Origin of the sequence: Microbacterium awajiense (genome assembly GCF_039536545.1) — a bacterium.
GTDB classification, from domain to species: domain Bacteria; phylum Actinomycetota; class Actinomycetes; order Actinomycetales; family Microbacteriaceae; genus Microbacterium; species Microbacterium awajiense.
This window is the reverse complement of sequence record NZ_BAAAYU010000001.1, coordinates 626,209-647,841: the sequence shown is the minus strand read 5'-3', so window position 1 is coordinate 647,841 and position 21,633 is coordinate 626,209. Positions and strand designations below refer to the sequence as shown.

23 protein-coding genes and 2 tRNA genes are annotated in these 21,633 nt (G+C 69.9%); 15 read left to right on the top strand and 10 right to left on the bottom strand.

From position 1 onward, the window contains the following. Nucleotides 1-29 precede the first annotated feature (29 nt). From ABD663_RS03255 to ABD663_RS03240, 4 genes are all read left to right on the top strand, one after another. The gene (locus ABD663_RS03255) at nucleotides 30-1,223 is read left to right on the top strand and encodes a cysteine desulfurase family protein (protein ID WP_344736417.1); all 1,194 of its coding nucleotides are present in this window, start codon (nucleotides 30-32) and stop codon (nucleotides 1,221-1,223) included. Between the two features lie 10 nt (nucleotides 1,224-1,233). Next, the gene (mnmA, locus tag ABD663_RS03250; RefSeq protein WP_344736416.1) at nucleotides 1,234-2,331 is read left to right on the top strand and encodes a tRNA 2-thiouridine(34) synthase MnmA; all 1,098 of its coding nucleotides are present in this window, start codon (nucleotides 1,234-1,236) and stop codon (nucleotides 2,329-2,331) included. A gap of 39 nt (nucleotides 2,332-2,370) precedes the next feature. Beyond that, nucleotides 2,371-4,638: an NAD-dependent DNA ligase LigA gene (gene ligA / locus ABD663_RS03245; protein ID WP_344736415.1), complete on the top strand. Its 2,268-nt coding sequence runs from the start codon at nucleotides 2,371-2,373 to the stop codon at nucleotides 4,636-4,638. A gap of 63 nt (nucleotides 4,639-4,701) precedes the next feature. Beyond that, complete coding sequence (locus ABD663_RS03240; protein WP_344736414.1) at nucleotides 4,702-5,283, top strand: hypothetical protein; 582 nt, start codon at nucleotides 4,702-4,704, stop codon at nucleotides 5,281-5,283. Nucleotides 5,284-5,320: 37 nt separating this feature from the next. Here the strand turns inward: ABD663_RS03240 and ABD663_RS03235 are convergent, their stop codons facing one another. Further along, the gene (locus tag ABD663_RS03235; protein ID WP_344736413.1) at nucleotides 5,321-7,024 is read right to left on the bottom strand and encodes a long-chain-fatty-acid--CoA ligase; all 1,704 of its coding nucleotides are present in this window, start codon (nucleotides 7,022-7,024) and stop codon (nucleotides 5,321-5,323) included. A gap of 65 nt (nucleotides 7,025-7,089) precedes the next feature. On the opposite strand from ABD663_RS03235, the gene gatC reads away from it, so the two are divergent. From gatC to ABD663_RS03205, 6 genes are read left to right on the top strand one after another with little or no spacing between them, the layout of a single operon-like run. After that, a complete protein-coding gene (gatC, locus tag ABD663_RS03230) occupies nucleotides 7,090-7,389 on the top strand; it encodes an Asp-tRNA(Asn)/Glu-tRNA(Gln) amidotransferase subunit GatC (RefSeq protein WP_344736412.1) in 300 nt (99 codons plus the stop codon). Nucleotides 7,390-7,398: 9 nt separating this feature from the next. Beyond that, nucleotides 7,399-8,910 (top strand): Asp-tRNA(Asn)/Glu-tRNA(Gln) amidotransferase subunit GatA, encoded by a 1,512-nt coding sequence (gene gatA / locus ABD663_RS03225; protein WP_344736411.1) that lies wholly within the window; start codon nucleotides 7,399-7,401, stop codon nucleotides 8,908-8,910. Then, the gene (gene gatB / locus ABD663_RS03220) at nucleotides 8,910-10,424 is read left to right on the top strand and encodes an Asp-tRNA(Asn)/Glu-tRNA(Gln) amidotransferase subunit GatB (RefSeq protein WP_344736410.1); all 1,515 of its coding nucleotides are present in this window, start codon (nucleotides 8,910-8,912) and stop codon (nucleotides 10,422-10,424) included. Before gatA ends, gatB begins: the two co-directional genes overlap by 1 nt. Nucleotides 10,425-10,474: 50 nt before the next feature. Beyond that, a complete protein-coding gene (gene dinB / locus ABD663_RS03215; RefSeq protein WP_344736409.1) occupies nucleotides 10,475-11,731 on the top strand; it encodes a DNA polymerase IV in 1,257 nt (418 codons plus the stop codon). A 38-nt stretch (nucleotides 11,732-11,769) separates the two neighbouring features. Continuing rightward, nucleotides 11,770-12,090, top strand: coding sequence for a hypothetical protein (locus tag ABD663_RS03210; RefSeq protein WP_344736408.1), 321 nt, complete (start codon nucleotides 11,770-11,772; stop codon nucleotides 12,088-12,090). Next, nucleotides 12,065-12,658, top strand: coding sequence for a nucleoside/nucleotide kinase family protein (locus tag ABD663_RS03205; RefSeq protein WP_344736407.1), 594 nt, complete (start codon nucleotides 12,065-12,067; stop codon nucleotides 12,656-12,658). The genes ABD663_RS03210 and ABD663_RS03205 overlap by 26 nt, the downstream gene beginning before the upstream one ends. Nucleotides 12,659-12,667: 9 nt before the next feature. Here the strand turns inward: ABD663_RS03205 and ABD663_RS03200 are convergent, their stop codons facing one another. From ABD663_RS03200 to yczE, 7 genes are all read right to left on the bottom strand, one after another. Continuing rightward, on the bottom strand, nucleotides 12,668-13,159 hold the full coding sequence (locus tag ABD663_RS03200) for a DUF2017 family protein (RefSeq protein WP_344736406.1): 492 nt from the start codon (nucleotides 13,157-13,159) through the stop codon (nucleotides 12,668-12,670). Continuing rightward, nucleotides 13,156-13,449 (bottom strand): ATP-dependent Clp protease adapter ClpS, encoded by a 294-nt coding sequence (gene clpS / locus ABD663_RS03195; protein ID WP_344736405.1) that lies wholly within the window; start codon nucleotides 13,447-13,449, stop codon nucleotides 13,156-13,158. Before clpS ends, ABD663_RS03200 begins: the two co-directional genes overlap by 4 nt. After that, complete coding sequence (locus tag ABD663_RS03190; RefSeq protein WP_344736404.1) at nucleotides 13,449-13,790, bottom strand: metallopeptidase family protein; 342 nt, start codon at nucleotides 13,788-13,790, stop codon at nucleotides 13,449-13,451. Before ABD663_RS03190 ends, clpS begins: the two co-directional genes overlap by 1 nt. 16 nt (nucleotides 13,791-13,806) lie before the next feature. Further along, nucleotides 13,807-13,879: transfer RNA gene (locus ABD663_RS03185), tRNA-His, on the bottom strand. A gap of 35 nt (nucleotides 13,880-13,914) precedes the next feature. Beyond that, nucleotides 13,915-14,541, bottom strand: a complete 627-nt coding sequence (gene orn, locus ABD663_RS03180) for an oligoribonuclease (protein WP_344736403.1) — start codon at nucleotides 14,539-14,541, stop codon at nucleotides 13,915-13,917. 43 nt (nucleotides 14,542-14,584) lie between these two features. Continuing rightward, nucleotides 14,585-14,657, bottom strand: a tRNA-Arg gene (locus ABD663_RS03175). A gap of 184 nt (nucleotides 14,658-14,841) precedes the next feature. Continuing rightward, nucleotides 14,842-15,540 carry a membrane protein YczE gene (gene yczE / locus ABD663_RS03170; protein ID WP_344736402.1) on the bottom strand — a complete coding sequence of 233 codons (699 nt, stop codon included), beginning with the start codon at nucleotides 15,538-15,540 and terminating at the stop codon, nucleotides 14,842-14,844. Nucleotides 15,541-15,601: 61 nt separating this feature from the next. On the opposite strand from yczE, the gene yczR reads away from it, so the two are divergent. Next, on the top strand, nucleotides 15,602-17,026 hold the full coding sequence (gene yczR, locus ABD663_RS03165; protein WP_344736401.1) for a MocR-like transcription factor YczR: 1,425 nt from the start codon (nucleotides 15,602-15,604) through the stop codon (nucleotides 17,024-17,026). 1 nt (nucleotide 17,027) lies between these two features. Here yczR and ABD663_RS03160 read toward each other — a convergent pair whose 3' ends face one another. Beyond that, on the bottom strand, nucleotides 17,028-17,270 hold the full coding sequence (locus tag ABD663_RS03160; protein ID WP_344736400.1) for a hypothetical protein: 243 nt from the start codon (nucleotides 17,268-17,270) through the stop codon (nucleotides 17,028-17,030). A gap of 220 nt (nucleotides 17,271-17,490) precedes the next feature. Here ABD663_RS03160 and ssb point away from each other — a divergent pair, with 220 nt between their 5' ends. The 4 genes from ssb (at nucleotide 17,491) to ABD663_RS03140 (ending at nucleotide 20,771) form a co-directional block, all read left to right on the top strand. Beyond that, nucleotides 17,491-17,982 (top strand): single-stranded DNA-binding protein, encoded by a 492-nt coding sequence (gene ssb / locus ABD663_RS03155; protein ID WP_344736399.1) that lies wholly within the window; start codon nucleotides 17,491-17,493, stop codon nucleotides 17,980-17,982. Nucleotides 17,983-18,006: 24 nt separating this feature from the next. Continuing rightward, entirely contained in the window at nucleotides 18,007-18,522 is a 516-nt protein-coding gene (locus ABD663_RS03150; protein ID WP_344736398.1) for a DUF6993 domain-containing protein, read from the top strand. An 85-nt stretch (nucleotides 18,523-18,607) separates the two neighbouring features. Further along, nucleotides 18,608-20,287 carry an energy-dependent translational throttle protein EttA gene (ettA, locus tag ABD663_RS03145; protein ID WP_344736397.1) on the top strand — a complete coding sequence of 560 codons (1,680 nt, stop codon included), beginning with the start codon at nucleotides 18,608-18,610 and terminating at the stop codon, nucleotides 20,285-20,287. Further along, on the top strand, nucleotides 20,280-20,771 hold the full coding sequence (locus ABD663_RS03140) for an acyl-CoA thioesterase (protein ID WP_344736396.1): 492 nt from the start codon (nucleotides 20,280-20,282) through the stop codon (nucleotides 20,769-20,771). Before ettA ends, ABD663_RS03140 begins: the two co-directional genes overlap by 8 nt. Here ABD663_RS03140 and ABD663_RS03135 read toward each other — a convergent pair. Further along, nucleotides 20,755-21,612: an acyl-CoA thioesterase gene (locus ABD663_RS03135; protein ID WP_344736917.1), complete on the bottom strand. Its 858-nt coding sequence runs from the start codon at nucleotides 21,610-21,612 to the stop codon at nucleotides 20,755-20,757. The genes ABD663_RS03140 and ABD663_RS03135 overlap by 17 nt on opposite strands. Nucleotides 21,613-21,633 lie beyond the last annotated feature (21 nt).

The following is a 21,633-nucleotide window of genomic DNA, read 5'->3' as shown; positions in this document are numbered from 1 at the left end:
CGGACCGACTCGTGACGGCAGGGGGTGCGATGACGGTCTATCTCGACAACGCCGCCACCGAGCCGCTGCGGTCCCAGGCCCGTGACGCGTGGCTGGAGGCCTCCGCGTCGCTCGGCAACCCCTCATCGATCCACGGTCCTGGGCGCACCGCGCGGCGATTGCTCGAAGACGCGCGCGAGCGGTTGGCCGGCGTGCTCGATTGCGATCCGATCGAGATCGTTCTGACCTCGGGCGGCACCGAGTCGGTGAACCTGGCGCTGCAGGGGATGCTCGCGGCAGCGGGCGCCCGCGGCCACGGCGTCGTCGTTCCCGACGGCGAGCACCACGCCACGGTCGACACGCTCGCGTGGCTCGAGCGGGCCGGACGGGCCGAGGTGCGCGCGGTGCCCCTCGACGGCGTCGGGCGAATGGACCTCGAGGCGTGGACGGCGGCGCTCGCGCGGCCCGGGGTGGTCGCGGCAACCCTGCTGGCGGCGAACAACGAGGTGGGTACGGTGCAGCCGTTCGCCGAGGCCGTCGCGGCTGCCGCCGAGGCCGGCGTTCCGGCGCACGTCGACGCGGTGGGCGCGTTGGGGCACCTGCCACTGTCGTTCCGCACGCTGCGGGGTGCGGCATCGGGATCCGCAGGACTGGTGGCGCTGAGCGTCTCGTCTCACAAGGTCGGCGGCCCCGCCGGGGTCGGAGCACTCGTCGTCTCGCGCGACGCCGAATTGCAGGCGGTGCTCCATGGCGGCGGGCAGCAGCGCGGGCTGCGGTCGGGTACGCAGGACGTCGCCGGGGCCGCGGCGTTCGCGGTGGCGGCGGAGCTGGCCGAGTCGGAGCGCGCGGCCGAGAGCGTCCGCGTCGCCACCCTGCGCGACAGGCTCGTCGCCGGAGTGCGCGCGGCCGTGCCCGACGCCGAGCTGCTCGGAGACCCTGCCGACCGGCTGCCGGGCAACGCTCACCTCCTCTTCCCCGGCGCGCGGGGGGAGACGCTGCTGTTCCTGCTCGACACCGCGGGGATCGCGGTGTCGACCGGGTCGGCGTGTCAGGCGGGCGTGGCCGAGCCGTCGCATGTGGTGCTGGCGATGGGTCGATCGACACGGGAAGCGTCGCAGGTGCTCCGGATCACGCTGGGACGCACGTCGACGACAGCAGACGTCGACGCGGCCGTCGCGGCGATCGGACCCGCGGTCGAGAGGGCGCGCGCGGCGTCCGGGCGCCGTCCAGGCGCGCGCTCGTAGAATCGTGTGCATGCGTGTTCTGGCGGCGATGAGCGGCGGAGTCGACTCCGCGGTGGCCGCGGCGCGCGCGGTCGACGCGGGTCACGACGTCGTCGGCGTGCACCTGGCGCTCTCCCGCGCGGGCGGCACGCTGCGCACCGGCAGCCGCGGATGCTGCACGATCGAGGACGCCATGGATGCCCGGCGCGTCGCCGACCGCCTGGGCATCCCCTTCTACGTGTGGGACTTCTCCGAGCGGTTCCGCGACGATGTCATCGACGACTTCGTCGCCGAGTACCGGGCCGGCCGCACACCCAACCCGTGCATGCGGTGCAACGAGAAGATCAAGTTCGCCGCCTTGCTCGAGCGCGCGATCGAGCTGGGTTTCGACGCGGTCTGCACCGGTCACTACGCGAGTCTCGTCGACACGCCCGACGGCCGCGAGCTGCACCGGGCCTCGGATGCCGCGAAGGACCAGTCGTACGTGCTGGGTGTCCTCACGGCGGAGCAGCTCGCGCACACGCTCTTTCCGCTCGGGGCGACGCCGTCGAAGGCGCTCGTGCGCGCCGAGGCCGAGCAGCGCGGTTTCACCGTTGCGAGCAAGCCCGACAGCCACGACATCTGCTTCATCCCCGACGGTGACACTCGCGGCTGGCTGGCCGAGAAGGTGGGCGCGCAGCACGGCGAGGTCGTCGACCGCTCGGGCGCGGTCGTCGGAACCCACGAGGGTGCGCACGCGTTCACGGTGGGTCAGCGGCGGGGGCTGTCGCTGGGCGTCCCGGCGCCGGACGGCAAGCCGCGCTTCGTCCTCGAAGTGCGACCCGTGTCGAACACCGTCGTCGTCGGGCCGAAGGAGGCGCTCGCGACGGCCGAGATCGCGGGGCAGCGTCATACGTGGGCAGGGCGCGCACCGGCGGAGGGTGCGTTCGTGTGCGACGTGCAGATCCGCGCGCACGCCGACCCGGTACCCGCCGATGCGACGCTGAGCGACGGGGTCGTCACCGTTCGTCCGAACGAGCCGTTCGACGGGGTGGCTCCGGGTCAGACGGCGGTGCTCTACGACGGCACGCGCGTCATCGGCCAGTTCACGATCGACCGCACCGTCTCGGCCGTTCCCGTCGGCGTCTGACCGTCTGGCGGTGTCGCATGCCGCTTCTAGACTGACGTGGTGGCAGCAGTCGAATCGACCGACGACCTCGAGGCGCTGAGTCTCGACGACGCCCGCTCCGAGGCGCAGCGGCTCACCGAACGGATCCTCGCGGCACGCGACGCGTACTACGGCGCCGACGCCGAGGTCGTCGACGATGCGACGTACGACGGATGGATGCATCGCCTCGAGGCGCTGGAGCGGCTGCATCCCGAGGTGCAGGGACAGGACTCGCCGACCCTCACCGTCGGCGCCGCCTCGGGGACGCTGTTCGCACCGGTCGAGCACGCCGAGCGGATGCTGAGTCTGGACAACGTGTTCAGCGACGACGAGTTCCTCGCCTGGACGGCGCGGGTCGAGCGCGATGCGGGCCGCGCGCCGCACTACCTGTGCGAGCTCAAGATCGACGGGCTCGCCCTCTCGCTGCGCTATGAACGCGGAAGACTGGTGACCGCGGCCACGCGCGGCGATGGCCGTGTCGGCGAGGACGTGACCGAGAACGTGCTGCGGATCGCGGGGATCCCCCATGTGCTCGAAGGCTCCGGTCATCCCGACCTCGTGGAAGTGCGCGGCGAGGTGTTCTTCACCGTTGCGGACTTCGCTTCGCTCAACGCGTTCCAGCAGGAGCACGGCGACCGCCTGTTCGCCAATCCGCGCAACGCGGCATCGGGCTCGCTGCGCCAGAAGAGCGAGGGCAAGAACGAACGGCAGCTGCGCGCGATGGACGAGCGGCTGTCGCGGCTGCGGCTCACCGTCCACGGCATCGGAGCATGGGTCGATCCGCCGGTCGAGACGCAGAGCGAGGTCTACGGCCTGCTGCACGCATGGGGGCTTCCGACGAGTCCGTACTTCCGTGTGGTCGACTCGGGCGCCGGCGCCGATGACTTCATCCGTCATTACGGCGAACATCGCCACGACGTCGAGCACGAGATCGACGGCATCGTCGTGAAGGTCGACGAGCTCGCCCTGCACGATGAGCTGGGGGCGACCAGTCGCGCGCCGCGATGGGCGATCGCCTACAAGTATCCGCCTGAGCAGGTGAACACCAAGCTGCTCGACATCGTCGTGTCTGTCGGGCGCACGGGTCGCGCGACCCCGTTCGCCGTGATGGAGCCCACGCGGGTCGCGGGGTCGGTCGTGCGGCAGGCCACGCTTCACAACCAGGACGTCGTCAAGGCCAAGGGAGTGCTCATCGGCGACACCGTCGTGCTGCGCAAAGCGGGTGACGTGATCCCCGAGGTGCTCGGTCCCGTCGTCGAGCTGCGAGACGGCACCGAGCGTGCGTTCGTCATGCCGCAGCACTGCCCCGAGTGCGGTTTCCCCCTCGCGCCGGCCAAGGAGGGTGACATCGACCTGCGCTGTCCCAACGCGCGGTCGTGTCCGGCGCAGGTGCGCGGTCGCGTCGAGCACATCGGATCGCGAGGCGGGCTCGACATCGAGGGTCTCGGCGAGGTGTCGGCTGCCGCACTGACCCAGCCCGTCCGTCCGGATGTCCCGCCTCTGGTCACCGAAGCAGCTCTGTTCGAGCTGACCGCAGAGGATCTCTTCGGCATCGACGTGGTCGTTCGCGATGCCGAGACCGGGTTGGCGCGACTGCTCGAGGACGGCACGCCCGACACGCGGTCGCCGTTCCGTCGGCAGCGCAGGAAGACCGACCGTGCGTTCGACCCCGAGGGGCCGTTCGACGGTGATGAGTCGGCGATCCTGTCGAAGTCGGCAGAGGAGCTGCTCGCCAATCTGGAGCTCGCCAAGACCAAGGAGCTGTGGCGGTTCCTCGTCTCGTTCAACATCCGGCACGTCGGACCGGTCGCGGCCCGTGCGCTGGCGCAATGGTTCGGTTCGGTCGAGGCGATCCGCGCTGCCGACCGCGACGAGCTCGCCGCGGTCGAGGGCGTCGGCGGCATCATCGCCGATTCGCTGCTCGACTGGTTCGAGGTCGACTGGCACCGCGAGATCGTCGAGCGATGGCAGGCTGCCGGTGCGCAACTCGCCACTCCCGGGCATCCAGGACCCGGGGCGGCGGTGGCTGCGGGGGGTGTGCTCGATGGCCTCACGGTCGTCGCGACCGGCAGCCTCGACGGCTACACGCGAGAGGGCGCGAAGGACGCCATCATCCGCGCGGGCGGAAAGGCGGCATCGAGCGTCTCGAAGAAGACCGACTTCGTCGCCGCCGGCCCGGGCGCCGGCTCGAAGCTCGACAAGGCGGAAGAGCTCGGTGTGCGCATCCTCGATGCCGCACAGTTCCACGTGCTCGTGACCGAGGGTCCGGCGGCTCTCGGCGACAACTGAGTGCAGGTCGCGAGACGAATCACGGCTACGCTGGCGGCTGGCGTATCCGATGTGGGGGAACAGATGGCAAGCGAGCCAGAGCAGTGTCAGAGGCGGAATCCATCGCGCAGATCCGCGCTGAAGGCGGCCGCGTGGACCGTTCCCGCGATCGCGCTCGCGGCACCGGTGCCTGCGTACGCGGCCTCGCGCGGCGAGGCGCAGATCGTCTACAACAACACGACCGTCCAACGGGTGATCGATGTCGTGAGTCTGCCCCAGCCACCGTGGACCCAGGACATCTTTTCAGGCGCGCGAGGCAAGACACAGATCCAGAACGTGTGGCAGGCGAGCCAGACCCAGGTGCTCGCGCTCGAGCTCAAGCTGACGTTCCCCGCACCCGCCCCGATGACGGCGGACATCGGGCAGGTGTCCGTCAGCGGTGCCGGGTGGACGGCGTCGGCGGTCTCCGCGACGGCGGCGGGGACGACCTACACCTTCACGTGGGTCGGCGTGCTCGTGTCGTCGGGCTCGACGCCGACACTCCAATTCCGGATCCCCGCGCGGGACTCGTCGACGCCGAACGCGACGGTCGCGCCGATCGCCGTCGGTTGGTGGGCCGCGTCACCTCAGGCGGCTGACACTCCGACCGCGACGGTCATCATCTGACGACGCTCTCTCGACGCATTCTGCTCGCCGAGCGAGCTCAGTCCCCGGAGGTCAGCGCGACGAGCTTGTCGCGGACCTGGCGCCGCAGCACCTTGCCGATCAGCGACTTGGGCAGCTCATCGACGACGAACACGCGGCGCGGCACCTTGTACGGGGTCAGGATGCCGCGGGCGAACTCGCGGACGTCCTCGACGTCCACGTCATCGACGTCCTCCGCCAGCACGATCGCCGCGACCACCTCCTCGCCCGAGTGGTCGCTGGGCAGACCGACCACGGCGGCGTCCTCGACGTCGGGATGCTGCCGCAACGCGTTCTCCACCTCGGTCGGCGCGACATTGAAGCCGCCGGTGATGATGAGCTCCTTGATCCGGTCGACGATGCGCACGAAGCCGCGCTCGTCGATCGTCACGATGTCGCCGGTGCGGAACCAGCCGTCCGTGAACACCGCTTCGGTCTCCTCCGGTTTGCCGTAGTAGCCGCCGAACACCTGAGGCCCGCGCACAACGAGCTCGCCCGGCGCGCCGGCGGGAACGTCCTCGGTCGGATCGTCGGGATCGACGACGCGGCACTCCGTACCGGGCAACGGCAGACCGATCGTGCCCGCGACGCGGTTGTCCGCAACGGGGTTCGCCATCAGCACCGGCGAGCACTCCGACAGCCCGTATCCCTCGACGAGGTACCCGCCGGATGCCGCTTCGAACGGGACGACCAGCTCATGCGGCAGCGCCATCGCGCCCGAGATCGCGACTTCGGTGCCGACCAGGGAGACGCCCTTCTCGTTCGCGGCCTTCAGCAGTCGGTCGGCGATCGGCGGCACGAGCGGCAGGAAGGTGGCCGGATGCTTCCGGGTGACCTCGAGCACCATGTCGGGGTCGAAACGCGGGAACAGCACCAGCCGCGCACCCATCGACATCGCGAAGGTGAGGCACAGCGTCAGTCCGTAGGCGTGGAACATCGGCAGCACGGCGTAGACGACGCATCCGTCACCACGGGTGATGGCCGGAACCCACGCCCTGGCCTGCGCGGCGTTGGAGAGCAGGTTCCGATGGGTCAGTGACGCGCCTTTGGGGGTGCCGGTCGTCCCGCTCGTGTACTGGATCAGGGCGAGGTCGTCGGTATCGGGCGCGGGGAAGGTGGCCGGCAGCGGATCCGAGCGCAGCACGTCCTCCCACCGCACGGTGCCCGACACCTTCTCGTGCAGCGATTCGCGGGCCTCGCGCGCTTTGGCGATCGGCAACGTCAGCGCGAGCCGCGTGCCCAGTGGCATCGCCTTGGTGATGTCGATCGACACGAGCGTGTCGACGCGCAGGTCGGCCGGGAACTCCTGCACGGTTCGCACCACCTTCGACCACACGATCGCGTGCTTGGCGCCGTGGTCCTCGAACTGCTTTCGCAGCTCGCGCGGCGTGTAGAGCGGATTGTGCTCGACCACGACCGCCCCCAGGCGCAGGATCGCGTAGAAGGCGACGATGTGCTGCGGGCAGTTGGGCAGCACGATGGCGACCGGATCCCCTGCGCCGACGCCGAGTTCGCGCAGCCCTGCGGCGGCACGGGCGATCTGCGCCTCGAGCTGTCGGTACGTCGTGGTGCGGCCGAAGAACTGCAGCGCCGGTGCGTCGGGATAGTCCCGCGCCGATGCCGAGACGATGTCGACGAGGGAGCCTTCGACGGGGGCGAGGTCGTCGGGCACCCCCTCGGGGTAGCTTGCGATCCAGGGACGGGGCGGGTCGTACGCGGTCACGCCGCACAGCCTACGCGGCCGGCCATGACGGCTGGGGCGCGGCACCGCCCGCCTAGAATGGGGACGTGTCTGAAATCACCCCCGAACTCGTGCGCCATCTCGGTGTGCTCGCCCGGATCCAGCTCGACGACGAGGAGGTGCAGCGACTCACCGGCCAGCTGGACGTGATCGTCGACAACATCGCGAAGGTGTCCCAGGTCGCCACGCCCGAGGTCGCGGCCACCAGTCACCCGATCGCGATGAGCAACGTCTTCCGCGCCGACGACGAGACCGAGCGCCTGTCGCCCGAGCAGGTCCTGCAGAACGCGCCGGACGCCGCCGACGGCCGTTTCCGCGTGACCGCCATCCTCGGCGAAGAGCAGTAAGGGCCGCCCGTGACCGACCTCACGAAGCTGAGCGCCGCTGCGCTCGCCGATCTCCTCGCCGCCGGCGAGGTCTCCAGCGTCGACGCCACGCGCGCCCACCTCGACCGCATCGAGGACACGGACGGCGACATCCACGCCTTCCTCCACGTCAACCGCGATGCGCTCGACGTCGCCGCCGACATCGACCGGCGGCGCGCGGCCGGTGACCCCCTCGGTCCGTTGGCCGGCGTGCCGCTCGCGGTCAAGGACGTGCTGGTCACGACCGACATGCCGTCGACGAGCGGCTCGCGCATCCTCGAGGGCTACATGTCACCGTACGACGCGACCGTCGTGGCGCGTGCCCGCGCCGCGGGTCTGGTTCCGCTCGGCAAGACCAACATGGACGAGTTCGCCATGGGATCATCGACCGAGCACTCCGCGTACGGTCCGACGCGCAACCCGTGGGATCTGGATCGGATCCCCGGTGGCTCAGGCGGTGGCTCGGCGGCGGCAGTCGCGGCCTTCCAGGCTCCGCTCGCGCTCGGCTCGGACACCGGCGGATCGATCCGCCAGCCGGCCCACGTGACGGGCACGGTCGGTCTGAAGCCCACCTACGGCGCCGTGAGCCGCTACGGCGCGATCGCGCTGGCCTCGAGTCTCGACCAGGTCGGTCCCGTCACCCGCACCGTGCTCGACGCCGGTCTGCTGCATGACGTCATCGGCGGGCACGATCCGCACGACTCCACGTCGCTGCCAGACCGGTGGCCGTCGTTCGCCGCGGCCGCGCGCGAGGGCGCATCCGGCGAGGTGCTGCGTGGGCTGAAGGTGGGTGTCATCCGCGAGCTCGGCGACGACGGATTCCAGGCGGGTGTGTCCGCGTCGTTCCGTGCCGCCCTGGCGACCCTCGAAGCGCACGGTGCCGAGATCGTCGAGGTGAGCGCACCGCACTTCGAGTACGGCGTCGCCGCCTACTACCTGATCCTGCCCGCGGAGGCGTCCAGCAATCTCGCCAAGTTCGACTCGGTGCGCTTCGGCCTGCGCGTTGACGTGGCCGGTGGCACCGTCGAGGACGTCATGGCCGCCACGCGCGAGGCGGGCTTCGGCGATGAGGTCAAGCGTCGCATCATCCTCGGCACCTACGCGCTGAGCGCCGGTTACTACGACGCATACTACGGATCGGCCCAGAAGGTGCGCACGCTCATCCAGCGTGACTTCGCTGAGGCGTTCGCGCGCGTGGATGTGATCGCGACTCCGAGCGCGCCGACGACGGCGTTCCGCCTCGGAGAGCAGCTCGACGACCCGATGCAGATGTACCTCAACGACGTCACGACGATTCCCGCGAACCTCGCGGGCGTCCCGGGCATCTCCATCCCGTCGGGCCTCGCCGACGAGGACGGGCTGCCGGTGGGCATCCAGTTCCTCGCGCCCGCGCGCGAAGACGCGCGCCTCTATCGTGTCGGCGCCGCGCTCGAGGCGCTCCTGGTCGACGAATGGGGCGGGCCGCTGCTGGACCGCGCCCCGGTGAGGGGAGGGGGTCGCTGATGGCCGCCGACGCATTGATGGACTTCGACCGCGCCCTCGAGATGTTCGAGCCGGTGCTCGGCTTCGAGGTCCACGTCGAGCTGAACACGAACACGAAGATGTTCTCGGCCGCGCCGAACCCCGCGCACCGTGATCACCACGACGCCGCACCGAACACGCTCGTCGCTCCGGTGGACATGGGACTGCCCGGTTCGCTGCCCGTCGTCAACGGTGAGGCGATCAGGTCATCGATCAGCCTGGGTCTCGCTCTCGGGTGCGAGATCGCGCCGTCGAGCCGGTTCGCGCGCAAGAACTACTTCTACCCCGACCTCGGCAAGAACTACCAGATCTCGCAGTACGACGAGCCGATCGCCTTCGAGGGCCGTGTCGAGGTCGAATTGTCGGACGGCACCATCGTCGATGTGCCGATCGAGCGCGCCCACATGGAGGAAGACGCCGGCAAGCTGACGCACGTGGGAGGGTCGACCGGACGCATCCAGGGTGCGGAGTACTCGCTCGTCGACTACAACCGTGCGGGGGTGCCGCTGGTCGAGATCGTCACCAAGCCGATCTTCGGCGCAGAGCATCGCGCACCCGAGATCGCCAAGTACTACGTGCAGACCATCCGCGACATCGTGCGCGCGCTCGGGATCTCCGAGGCCCGCATGGAACGGGGCAATCTGCGGTGCGACGCCAACGTGTCGCTGCGACCGCGCGGGCAGGAGAAGCTCGGCACGCGAACCGAGACGAAGAACGTGAACTCGATGCGCTCCGTCGAGCGCGCGGTGCGGTACGAGATCCAGCGCCAGGCGGCGATCCTCGCCGCAGGCGGAGCGATCGTGCAGGAGACGCGCCACTGGCACGAGGACACCGGCACGACCTCTCCCGGGCGACCCAAGTCGGATGCCGACGACTACCGCTACTTCCCCGAGCCCGACCTGCTGCCCGTCGAGCCGTCGCTCGCGCTGATCGACGAGCTGCGCGCGACTCTTCCCGAGGCACCCTCCGCACATCGGCGTCGTCTGAAGGCGGAGTGGGGATTCGGCGACATCGACTTCCAGGGCATCGTCAACGGCGGCGTGCTCGGCGAGGTCGAGGCGACGATCGCCGAAGGCGCATCTCCTGCTGCCGCGCGGAAGTGGTGGACGGGCGAGATCGCACGCATCGCCAACGCGACCGACCGCGACCCCGCCGATCTCGTGTCTCCCGGCGATGTCGCCGCGCTGCAGGCGCTGGTCGATGAGGGGACGCTGACGGACAAGCTCGCCCGTCAGGTTCTGGAGGGCATGATCGCGGGCGAGGGATCGCCCCAGGAGATCGTAGATGCGCGTGGGCTCGCCGTGGTCTCCGACGATTCGGCGCTCATCGCGGCGATCGACCAAGCGCTGGCGGCACAGCCCGACGTGCTCGAGAAGATCCGTGACGGCAAGGTGCAGGCAGCCGGCGCGATCATCGGCGCGGTCATGAAGGCGATGCGCGGGCAGGCGGATGCCGCACGCGTGCGCGAACTCATCCTCGAGCGGGCCGGCTCCTAGCGGTGCTCTCCTCCCGGCCGACTGTCGGTCGGTCGGGGGACAATGGCGGCATGGGACGCACGGACGGCACAGGACGTCTGGTCTCGCCCGACGGCGCGGACGACACCGGTGCGGGCATCCTGCACGTCGACATGGACGCGTTCTATGCATCGGTCGCCCAGCTCGACGATCCGTCGTTGCGCGGCAAGCCGATCATCGTCGGGGCACCCGAGGGTCGGAGTGTCGTCTCGAGCGCCTCGTACGAAGCCCGCCGGTTCGGCGTGCGGTCGGCGATGCCGGTCGGGCAAGCGCTGCGCCTGTGTCCCTCCGCGATCGTGGTCGCTCCCGAGTTCGGACGGTTCCTCGAGGAGTCTGCGAAGGTCATGGCGCTCTTCCGTGACGTCACGCCGCTGGTCGAACCGCTCTCCATCGACGAGGCGTTCCTCGACGTGCGCGGCGCCGGCCGGCTGTGGGGGAGTCCGGGAAGGATCGCGCGCGATCTGCGGCGTCGGGTCCGCGACGAGACGGGTCTGACCTGCAGCATCGGCGCGGCGGCGACCAAGCACGTCGCCAAGATGGCCTCGACGATCAGCAAGCCGGACGGCCTTCTCATCGTGGCGGCGTCCGACACCGAGGCGTTCCTGGCACCGCGCCCCGTGCGTGCGCTGTGGGGCATCGGGCCGAAGGCCGCCGAGTCGCTGGAAGCGCGCGGCATCCGCACGGTCGCCGATGTGCGCGAGACCCCGAGGCCGGTGCTCGACCGTGCGCTGGGGCCGGCGATGGGCGACCGCATCTGGCATCTGGCCCGCGGGATCGACGAACGAGAGGTGCACACCCAGCGGGTCGAGAAGAGCGTCGGTCACGAAGAGACCTTCCACACCGACATCGCCGCGCCCGAGATCCTGCGCGCCGAGCTCCGACGACTCGCCGACCGTGTCGGTGCACGGCTGCGCGCACACGGGTGGGAGGCGTCGACCGTCGCGATCAAGGTGCGCTTCGCCGACTTCGCGACCATCACACGATCCCAGACGCTCGCGGAGCCCACTGCCGTCAGTCAACGGGTCGGCGACGCGGCCCTCGATCTGTTCGACGCCCTCGACCTGCGCATGCCGGTGCGCCTGGTCGGTGTGCGCGCCGAGAACCTGCGTCCCGCCGGATCGTCGGTGACCGCACTGTGGGACGACGACGCCGAGTGGCGCCAGGTCGACTCGGCCGTCGATGGTGCGGCGGCGCGGTTCGGTGCGGGCGCCGTGACGCGGGCCGCGCTGATCGGGCGATCGCGCGCTGGCGGGGCATTGCCCTCGAAGCCCCTCCCGCCGCGTGACTGACTCTGGGAACATCCGCGTCGGCGGGGTAGCGTGGCACCATGCCCAACATCGCACTGGAACTCGGCAAGCAGGCATCCACGTTCGGCGTCACGAGCGCGTACGGCGAGCAGCAGGACGTCGACGGCGTCCGCCTCGTGCCGGTCGCGGTGACGTGGTCGGGCTTCGGCGGCGGCGAGGATGACTCGGGCAACGGCGGCGGGGGCGGGGGCGGCTACGCGATCCCGGTGGGTGCCTATGTGCGCCGCGGTGACGACCTGCGCTTCGAGCCCAACATCGTCGCTCTGCTGGCGGTCGCGATTCCGTTCGTGTGGGTCGCCGGCCGCGCGCTCAGCCGTGTCATCCGCATCCTCAAGAAGTAGCCGCGATCCCGTCGCCGATTCGATCGCGGCTGCCGCGGACGGCATCGTCGCCGCGCTCCCCGGTCTCGGCGCGGGAAACCCGGTCGTGCTGCTGGACGGTCGCAGCGGCGCGGGAAAGACGAGTCTCGCACGCGAGCTCGTGCGCCGCTGGCCGTTGCGCGGCCGGGTGCAGGTCGTCGCTCTGGACGCGCTGTACCCCGGGTGGGACGGGCTGGATGCCGGTGTCGAGACGGCGCGGGAGCAGATCCTGAAGCCGCACGCGCGTGGGCTGATCGGCGTGTGGCAGCGATGGGACTGGGAGACGGAGGCGCCGGCTGAGGCGCACGCCGTCGACCCCGGCCTTCCGCTCATCGTGGAAGGCTCGGGCATCGTCGACGGCTCGACCGCCCCGCTCGCCGACCTCCGGGTCTGGCTGGACTCGCCCGAGCCGTCGCGCAAGCGTCGCGCGCTCGATCGCGACGGTGACCTCTACGCACCGCACTGGGAGCGCTGGGCGCGGCAGGAGGAACGCCACGTCGTCAGGGACGAACCGCGTCGGCACGCGACGCACGTGTATCCGGTGCCCTGAGCGCGTCGGTCAGTGCTCCATGGTCTCGACGAGGCTCTGCAGTCGGTAGCCGAGCCAGTCGTAGATCGCGAAACGGGGATCGTCCTCGTCGTGGGAGTCCTCCTCGACGATTCCGAGACGGGACGCGAGTACGAGGCGGATCGCGGCGAGGGTGCGCAGCCAGGCTTGCGCCTGATCGAAGTCGAGTTCGACGATCATCACCTCCGCGAGCGTCGGGTCGCCGACGTCGTCGGGGAGGTCGGTGAGACCTCGCAGCGACGCGCGCACCGAGGCGGCATCCTCTCGCCTCCGCCCCAGCAGATCGGCCTCGGTCAGCGAGCGGAACTCCGCGGCAGCGTCGGCGTCGTCGCGATACGCATCGGGGACGAGGCGGGCCACGGCCGGATCGGTGCCCGCGGTGGATCCGGTCGCATCGAGCACCTCGACGAATTGCGCGACGAGGGCGTCGAGGTGCGCGGCCTCGACACGAGCGAGGTCGATCACGACGGGACTCCCGGTCATCTCGGTTCCCGTCTCAGCGTCGCCCACAGACCGTAGTCGTGCATCGCGCGCACGTGCAGCTCCATCTGCTCGCGCGCGCCCTCTGCCACCACGGCGTGCCCCTCGTGATGGACGGCGAGCATGAGCTTCTCGGCCGTCGCCTGTGGGAACCCGAAGTACTCCTTGAACACGTGGGTGACGTAGCTCATGAGATTGACGGGGTCGTTCCAGACCACCGTCTGCCACGGGCCCTCGGGCGCGCGGGCGACGTCGCGCACCTCATCGAGGTCGGGGGCGGACAGCAGCGCCATCACGCCCACCCGAGCTCGTGCAGGCGGTCGTCGTCGATGCCGTAGAAGTGCGCGATCTCGTGCACGAGGGTCGTGTGCACCTCGGCGCGCAGCTCGTCTTCGTCCTCGCACGCGGCCAGGTGGGGCTCGCGGTACACGATGATGCGGTCGGGCAGCTCGCCGCCTCCGTAGCGATCGCGCTCGGTGAGCGCGTGCCCGTCGTACAGACCGAACAGATCGAGGCTGCCGTCCTCGGGACGGTCTTCGACCACGAAGACCACGTTGTCGAGGCCGTCGACCATCTCGTCGGGGAGACGGTCGAGCTCGTCGGTGACGAGCTGCTCGAAGGAGTCCACGTCCATGTCGCGCATCATTCGGGGTGAGTAACGGGACTTGAACCCGCGACCCCCTGGACCACAACCAGGTGCTCTACCGACTGAGCTATACCCACCGTGACCCGCCGGAGCGGGCAACCGTACGATTCTCTCACACGTCGGAGGTGAACGACGACACGACGGATGCCGCCACGGTGCGCGCGTCGTCGCTGGACGGACCGGGCTCGGCGACGAATACGGCCTGGCGGTAGTAGGCGAGCTCGCGGATCGATTCGAGGATGTCGGCCAGGGCGCGGTGCCCACCGTCTTTCGAGGGTGCGTGGATGTAGGCGCGGGGGTACCAGCGGCGCGACAGTTCCTTGATGCTCGACACATCGACGTTGCGGTAGTGCAGCCAGCGGTCGATGCGCGGCATGTACTTCGCGAGGAACATACGATCTGTGCCGATGGTGTTGCCGGCCAGCGGCGCCTTGCCCTCCTGCGGCACGAAGCGCTGGATGTATTCGAGGGCCTGGAACTCGGCGTCGGCGAGGCTCACTCCGTGGGGGATCTCGTCGAGCAGGCCGCTCGAGCGGTGCATTCCCGTCACGAACTCGTTCATGTTCTCGAGCGCGGAGGCATCCGGCTTGATGACGATGGAGAAACCCGCATCGAGCGGGCGCAGTTCGAAGTCCGTCACCACGACGGCGATCTCGACGAGTTCATCGACCGAGAGGTCGAGACCCGTCATCTCGCAGTCGATCCAGACGAGTCTGTCGTTCTCGGAGGACCCCACCATGCGACCATCCTAGTTGCGAGGGCGACACGGCCCTCGGGACGCGTCCCCCAGGCACGATTCGAACGTGCGACCGGCGGATTAGAAGGCCGCTGCTCTATCCACTGAGCTACTGGGGGTCGCCCTCAGGGTATCGCGTGCACCCGAAAGGCTCTGGTGTCCGGGGGCCGGCGGGCGTAGCGTCGGTGGTGACGGAAGGAGTTGTGATCATGAGCACCACCGAAACGCACCACCCCCTCTGGGTGGCCTACTCGCCGTCGGGCGTGGTCGGCAGCATCCGAAAGTCGGAGGACGGCTACACCGTCACGATGGCGGGTGCCGATGCCGCGACCGGAACGTATCCGTCCATGGACGTGGCGAAGAAGGCGCTCCATGCGCATATGACGCCGGGGAGCGACTGGCCGCAGTTCCGCGAGCACTGACCTTCTCGCGCCGGGTGTCCAGCAGCGGCAGCGCGAGGTGGACACCCGGACCGATGAGCGCCGCGAACAGCACGGTGCCGATGCCCACCGTGCCACCCAGCAGCCATCCGGCGGCGAGCACGATGAGCTCCACGACGGCGCGGCACACCCAGATCGGCCAGCCGAGCCGGCTGTGGAGCCCTGTCATGAGGCCGTCGCGCGGGCCGGGTCCGAAGTGGGCGCCGATGTAGAGGCCCGAGGCGATCGCGACCAGGGCGATGCCGCCGAGGAGCACGGCGAACTGCAGGATGGTGCCCGACAGGGGCGGGATGATCCACAACGCGAACTGCATCGCGGTGCCGACGAGCAGGATGTTCGCGAGCGTTCCGGCGCCAGGGCGCTGGCGCAGGGGGATCCACAGGAGGAGTACCGCGAATCCGATCAGGTTGGTCACCCATCCGATCCCGATCCCGGTGTGCAGCGAGATGCCCTCGGCGAGGACCGTCCACGGGTCGACCCCGAGGCCCGCCTCGACGGTGAGGGCGCAGCCGACGCCGTAGAGGATGAGTCCGAAGAGCAACTGGAGGACGCGACGGGACATGTGACCATCCAATCCGACAAGTGGACTGGTATGCGCAGTCCAATATCACTATGGTGGCCGGATGGACTCCCGCGTCTCCGCACGTGCCCTCACATCGGCGCTCGGGGGGTGGCGTACCCGTGAGCCCGCGTACGAGGCGCTGGCCGACGGCATCCGCGTCCTGTGCGTGGACAACCGCCTCGCGCCGGGCACGACGCTGCCGGCGGAGCGCGAGCTGGCCGCAGCGCTCGGCCTGAGCCGCAGCACGGTGGCTGCGGCGTACGAGAGTCTGCGTGGATCAGCCCACATCCGAAGCCTGCGTGGGTCGGGAAGCGTGACGCTGCCGTTGCGCAGGCACGATCCCGGTCTGACGTCGGGAGCGCCGGACGCGATCGACCTGCAGCAGGCGAGTCCACCCGCGTGGCCGGGATTGGCGGGGGTGTTCACCGAGGTCGCGCAGAGCGCCGCGACGCTGGTCGCGGGTACCGGCTACGACATGCACGGCTCGACGACCCTTCGATCGCACATCGCCGACCGCTACACCGCTCGTGGGCTCCCGACGCGACCGGACGAAGTGCTCATCACCAACGGCGCGCAGAGCGCTCTGCACCTGCTCGCCGCCGTGCTCGTCGGGAGGGGCGACCGAGTGCTGGTCGAGACCCCGACGTACCCGCACGCCGCCGAGGCGATGCGCGCCGCGGGCGGGCGGCTGATCGGCGTTCCCGTCACCACCTCCGACGGGTGGGACCTCGATCGTGCGGAGCAGGCATTCGCGCGTGGGCTGCCCGTCCTCGCCTACCTCATGCCCGACTTCCAGAACCCCACCGGCCGTACGATGACCGCCGCCGATGCGGCGCGCATCGACGCAGCCGCACGCCGCACCGGCTCCATCCTGGTGCTCGACGAGACCACGGCGGATCTCGACATCGACCGCGCGAGCCCCGGGCACGCGTTCGACCCGGTCCGCCGCACCGGAGTGGTGCGGGTCGGATCGCTCGGCAAGTCGGTGTGGGGCGGATTGCGCCTGGGATGGATCCGCTGCGAGGAGCCTCTGGTACGCCGACTCATGGCCGCACGGCCGGTGCGGGACCTCGGCAGCCCTGACTTCGAGCAGGCCGTCGCCGCGACCGTACTGGAGCGATTCGGCGACGTGCTCGCGCAGCGCGCGCACGTCCTCGGCGCATCGCGCGACGCGTTGCGCGAGTGCGTGACCGCGCGCATTCCCGAATGGCGTGTTCCGTGCCCCGACGGCGGAGTCGCCCTGTGGATCGAGCTCGATGCTCCCTTCAGCGCTGCTCTGGTGATGGACGCGCGCGCACGAGGCGTGCTGCTCTCGGCGGGCGCGCGTTTCGGCGTCGACGGTGGGTACGACCGTCATCTGCGACTGCCGTTCACCACCTCTCCCGAACGGCTCGCCGTCGCGGTCGATCGGCTCGCCGATTCGTGGGCGCGTGTGAAGGATGCCGCCCCGCGGACGGCCCCGGTCATGGACGGCGCCCTGGTCTGACTCAGCGCGAGAAGCGCAGACAGTCGACGGCGTCGTCGGCTGACCAGAAGTCGCCGAGATCTCGGAAGGCCCGTGTCGGCGGGTGATAGCGCCTCGCGCGGAACCGTGTGCCGCGACGGTCGGCGCGTGCCTGGACGTGGCCGATGACCCGACCGCCGGCATCGATGACCCGCCACAGGGATGGCGCTGCGGGAGCGAGCCGCGCACTCGCGCTGGGGCGGAGCTTCGGGGTGATGGTGGTCATGTCGCTTCCTCTCGCGTTCGAACATAGCTACGACTTCGGACATCGACCGATCGCACCGACTCCTCCCCAGGGGCGGATTCCGCCGTGGTCGTCCACAGCACGACGGATCCGGTTCGGTCGGGCGAGTCGCCGCGGCATCCTGATCACGCACCGGCGGCCCGAACGGGCACGGGGCCGCCGGTGCATCCGGGAATCCGCCCGGCACACGAGAGGAGCCGCGATGAACGCAGCGAACGAGACCGCCATCACCCTCATCGGGAACGTCGCCAACGAACCCGAGCACCGTACGACCGGCAGCGGGGCGACGATCGCCTCGTTCCGGCTCGCGTGCACCTCGCGGTACTACGACCGCGCACAGAACGCCTGGGTCGACAGGGAGACCAGCTTCTACGCCGTCTCCGCTTTCCGTGGACTCGGCGATCACGTCCTGCGCTCCCTCCACCGAGGCGACCGGGTCGTGCTGGCGGGTCGTCTTCAGCTGCGCAAGTGGGAGAGCGGGACGACGTCGGGGACGGCGGCCGAGGTCGAGGCCGATGCGATCGGCCACGATCTGCGGTGGGGCACATCGACGTTCGAGAAGGCCGCGAGACCGGCGGCTGCGGCGGCCACCACCTGGGCCGTGCCGGGCGAGGCTGCTGCGCCGTCGCCGGATTCCCCGGCGGAGGCGCCGACTCCGACGTCGCCGGGCGAGCCCGCCGACGCGCCGTTCTGACGGGCGCCGACCTAGACTCACGGTGTGTCGAGTCGCCTCCCCGCCGCCCTGCGCGCCGGGCAGGTGGGCCTCACCGTCGTCGCTCTCGCCGCGGTGTCGTCCCTGACAGGCTGCGTCGGAGACGGGGCGCTCACGCCCACGACGGCGGATGCCTCGCCGACGGTGGTCTCCTCTGCGTCGCCGGGTGCGCCCAGCGCTCCACCGGTCGTGGTGCTGATGCCCGAGGGGAGCGCCGCCGACAACCTGCCGGTGTTCGCCGCGGCGGTCGACACGGTGTGGGATTCGGATGCGCGCCTGCGCGGAGGTGCGTACGTCGAGGCCCTCGTGGCGGCGGGTTTCCGCAGGGTCGACATGGAGCGCACGGCGGACCTCAGCACAGTGGGGGCGCCGGCGGAGAGCATCCAGTTCTCGGTGCAGTGGGCGGGGGAGTGCCTGATCGGTCAGGTCGGCCCCGGCTTCGAGGCCCCGGTGACGATCGTCGCACCCCTCCTCGACGAGGGCAGGTGTCTCATCGGGGCGACCGTCGAGATCGAGCAATGACGACCGACCGTGCGCGCATCGCGTGCCGCCGTCGCGCGGGTAGGCTGGGACGCTGACGTCCGCGACTTCGAGGAGAGCAACACCGGTGGCCGAGTACATCTACCAGATGGTCCGTGCACGCAAGGCAGTAGGCGAGAAGCTGATCCTCGATGACGTCACGATGGCGTTCCTGCCCGGTGCCAAGATCGGCATGGTCGGCCCGAACGGCGCCGGAAAGTCGACGATCCTCAAGATCATGGCCGGCCTCGACCAGCCGTCCAACGGCGAGGCGACGCTCTCGCCGGGCTTCAGCGTCGGCATCCTCATGCAGGAGCCCGAGCTCGACGACAGCAAGACCGTGCTCGAGAACATCGAGGACGGCATCGCCATCAAGGCGAAGGTCGACCGCTTCAACGAGATCTCGGGGCTCATGTCCGAACCCGACGCCGACTTCGACGCGCTGCTGTCCGAGATGGGCACGCTGCAGGAGGAGATCGAGGCCGCCGACGCCTGGGACCTCGACTCGCAGCTCGAGCAGGCCATGGACGCGTTGCGCACGCCTCCCGGCGACGCGCCGGTGGTCAACCTGTCGGGCGGGGAACGGCGCCGGGTGGCGCTCACCCGCCTGCTGCTGCAGAAGCCCGATCTGCTTCTGCTCGACGAGCCGACCAACCACCTCGATGCCGAAAGCGTGCTCTGGCTCGAGCAGCACCTTCAGAAGTACGCGGGCGCGGTGATCGCGATCACGCACGACCGGTACTTCCTCGACAACGTCGCCGAGTGGATCGCCGAAGTCGACCGCGGCCGCCTCATCGGCTACGAAGGCAACTACTCCACCTACCTCGAGAAGAAGCGCGAGCGCCTCGCGATCCAGGGCAAGAAGGACGCCAAGCTCGCCAAACGCCTGGCCGACGAGCTCGAGTGGGTGCGCTCGAACCAGAAGGGCCGACAGGCGAAGTCGAAGGCCCGTCTGGCGCGCTACGAGGAGATGGCGTCCGAAGCGGAGCGGACGCGCAAGCTGGACTTCGAAGAGATCCAGATCCCCGCGGGCCCGCGACTGGGCAGCATCGTGATCGAGGCGAAGAACCTCAAGAAGGGGTTCGACGGGCGCACGCTGATCGACGGTCTGAGCTTCAGCCTGCCGCCCAACGGAATCGTGGGTGTGATCGGCCCGAACGGCGTGGGAAAGACCACCCTCTTCAAGACGATCGTCGGCCTCGAGCCGCTCGACGGAGGTCAGCTCAAGATCGGCGAGACGGTCAAGATCAGCTACGTCGACCAGTCGCGCTCGAACATCGATCCCGACAAGTCGCTGTGGGAGGTCGTGTCTGACGGGCTCGACATCATCACGGTGGGCAAGACCGAGATCCCGAGCCGGGCCTATGTCTCGAAGTTCGGCTTCAAAGGCCCGGACCAGCAGAAGAAGGCCGGCGTCCTTTCGGGCGGCGAGCGCAACCGGCTCAACCTGGCTCTGACCCTCAAGGAGGGCGGCAACCTGCTGCTGCTCGACGAGCCCACGAACGACCTCGACGTGGAGACACTGCAGTCGCTCGAGAACGCGCTCCTGGAGTTCCCGGGATGCGCGGTCGTGATCACCCACGACCGGTGGTTCCTCGACCGCATCGCGACGCACATCCTCGCGTACGAGGGCACCGACGACGACCCGGACAAGTGGTACTGGTTCGAGGGCAACTTCGAAGCCTACGAGGAGAACAAGATCGACCGCCTCGGACCTGACGCGGCGACCCCGCACCGCTCGACGTACCGCAAGCTCACGCGTGACTGACACGGGCGGGCAGCGCCTCCACGTTCCCATCCCGCTGCGATGGGGCGACCTCGACGCGCTCGGGCACGTGAACAACACATCGATGCTCAAGCTCCTCGAAGAGGCGCGGCTGCGGGCGTTCTGGAAGCCCGAGGACGGATCGGAAGCCGCGCCGACGGCCGTGTTCGATATGACCGTGCTCGAAGGCGGCGGCCAGCGTGCGACACTCATCGCCCGCCAGGAGATCGAGTACCGGCGGCCGGTGCCGTACGGTCACCGGCCGCTGGACGTGCAGATGTGGATCGGAAGGATCGGCGGCTCCAGCATCGAGGTCTGCTACGAGGTGTACAGCCCCGTCGGCGACGACCCGCAGATTCTGTATGCCCGCTCGTCCGCCGTGGTGGTGCTGGTCGACACGGCCACCGGTCGCCCGACGCGTCTGAGCGACGACGAGAAGGCGGTATGGGCCCCGTTCGTGGGAGATCCTCTCACCTACCGCCGATGAGATCGGGTACGCGCACCATGATCTCCTGCGCCACGCTCGCCAGCAGCACGCCCTCGCGGCTGTAGATGCGGCCCTGACCGAGGCCGCGTCCGCCCCGCGCACTCGGCGACTCCTGTACGTACAGGATCCACTCGTCGACGCGACCGGGCCGGTGCCACCACATCGCGTGGTCGAGACTCGCGACCTTCAGCCCGGGCGTCGACCATGCCAGCCCGTGGGCGCGAAGGATCGGCTCCTGGATCGTCAGATCGCTCAGGTAGGCCATGACGGCTTGGTGCAGCCGCGGATCGTCGCCGATCCGGCGACGCGTGCGCACCCACACGGCCTGATGCGCGACGTGCCCGGAATCGACGGCGAGGTAGATCGGCGACGGCACGTGCCGCAGTTCGACCGGACGGTCGAGGAACAGCCGCTTGGAGGCGGGGTGGGCGGCGACGATCGCCTGCTCGACATCGGGGAGGTCCTCGGGGGAGGGGATGTCCGTGGGCATCGCCGCCTGGTGCTCGATCCCCGGATCGGTGTCCTGGAACGATGCGATCATCGAGAAGATCGGCACACCCTCCTGGAACGCCTGGGTGCGGCGCGTCGAGAACGATCGCCCGTCGTGGATGCGGTCGACCGCGAAGGTGATGCCCTTGCTCGCATCGCCGGGGCGCAGGAAGTAGCCGTGTGTGGAGTGCAGGTGCCGGTCGTCGGGCGTCGTGCGGTCGGCGGCAACGATGGACTGCGCCAGCACCTGCCCGCCGTAGACGCGGCCGAGGGGCATCGCGTGCGAGATGCCCGTGAAGATGTCCTCCGACGTGCGGGCCTCCGACGCGGCCAGGTCCAGCACGGTCAGCATCGCGGTCACCGGATCGGGGCG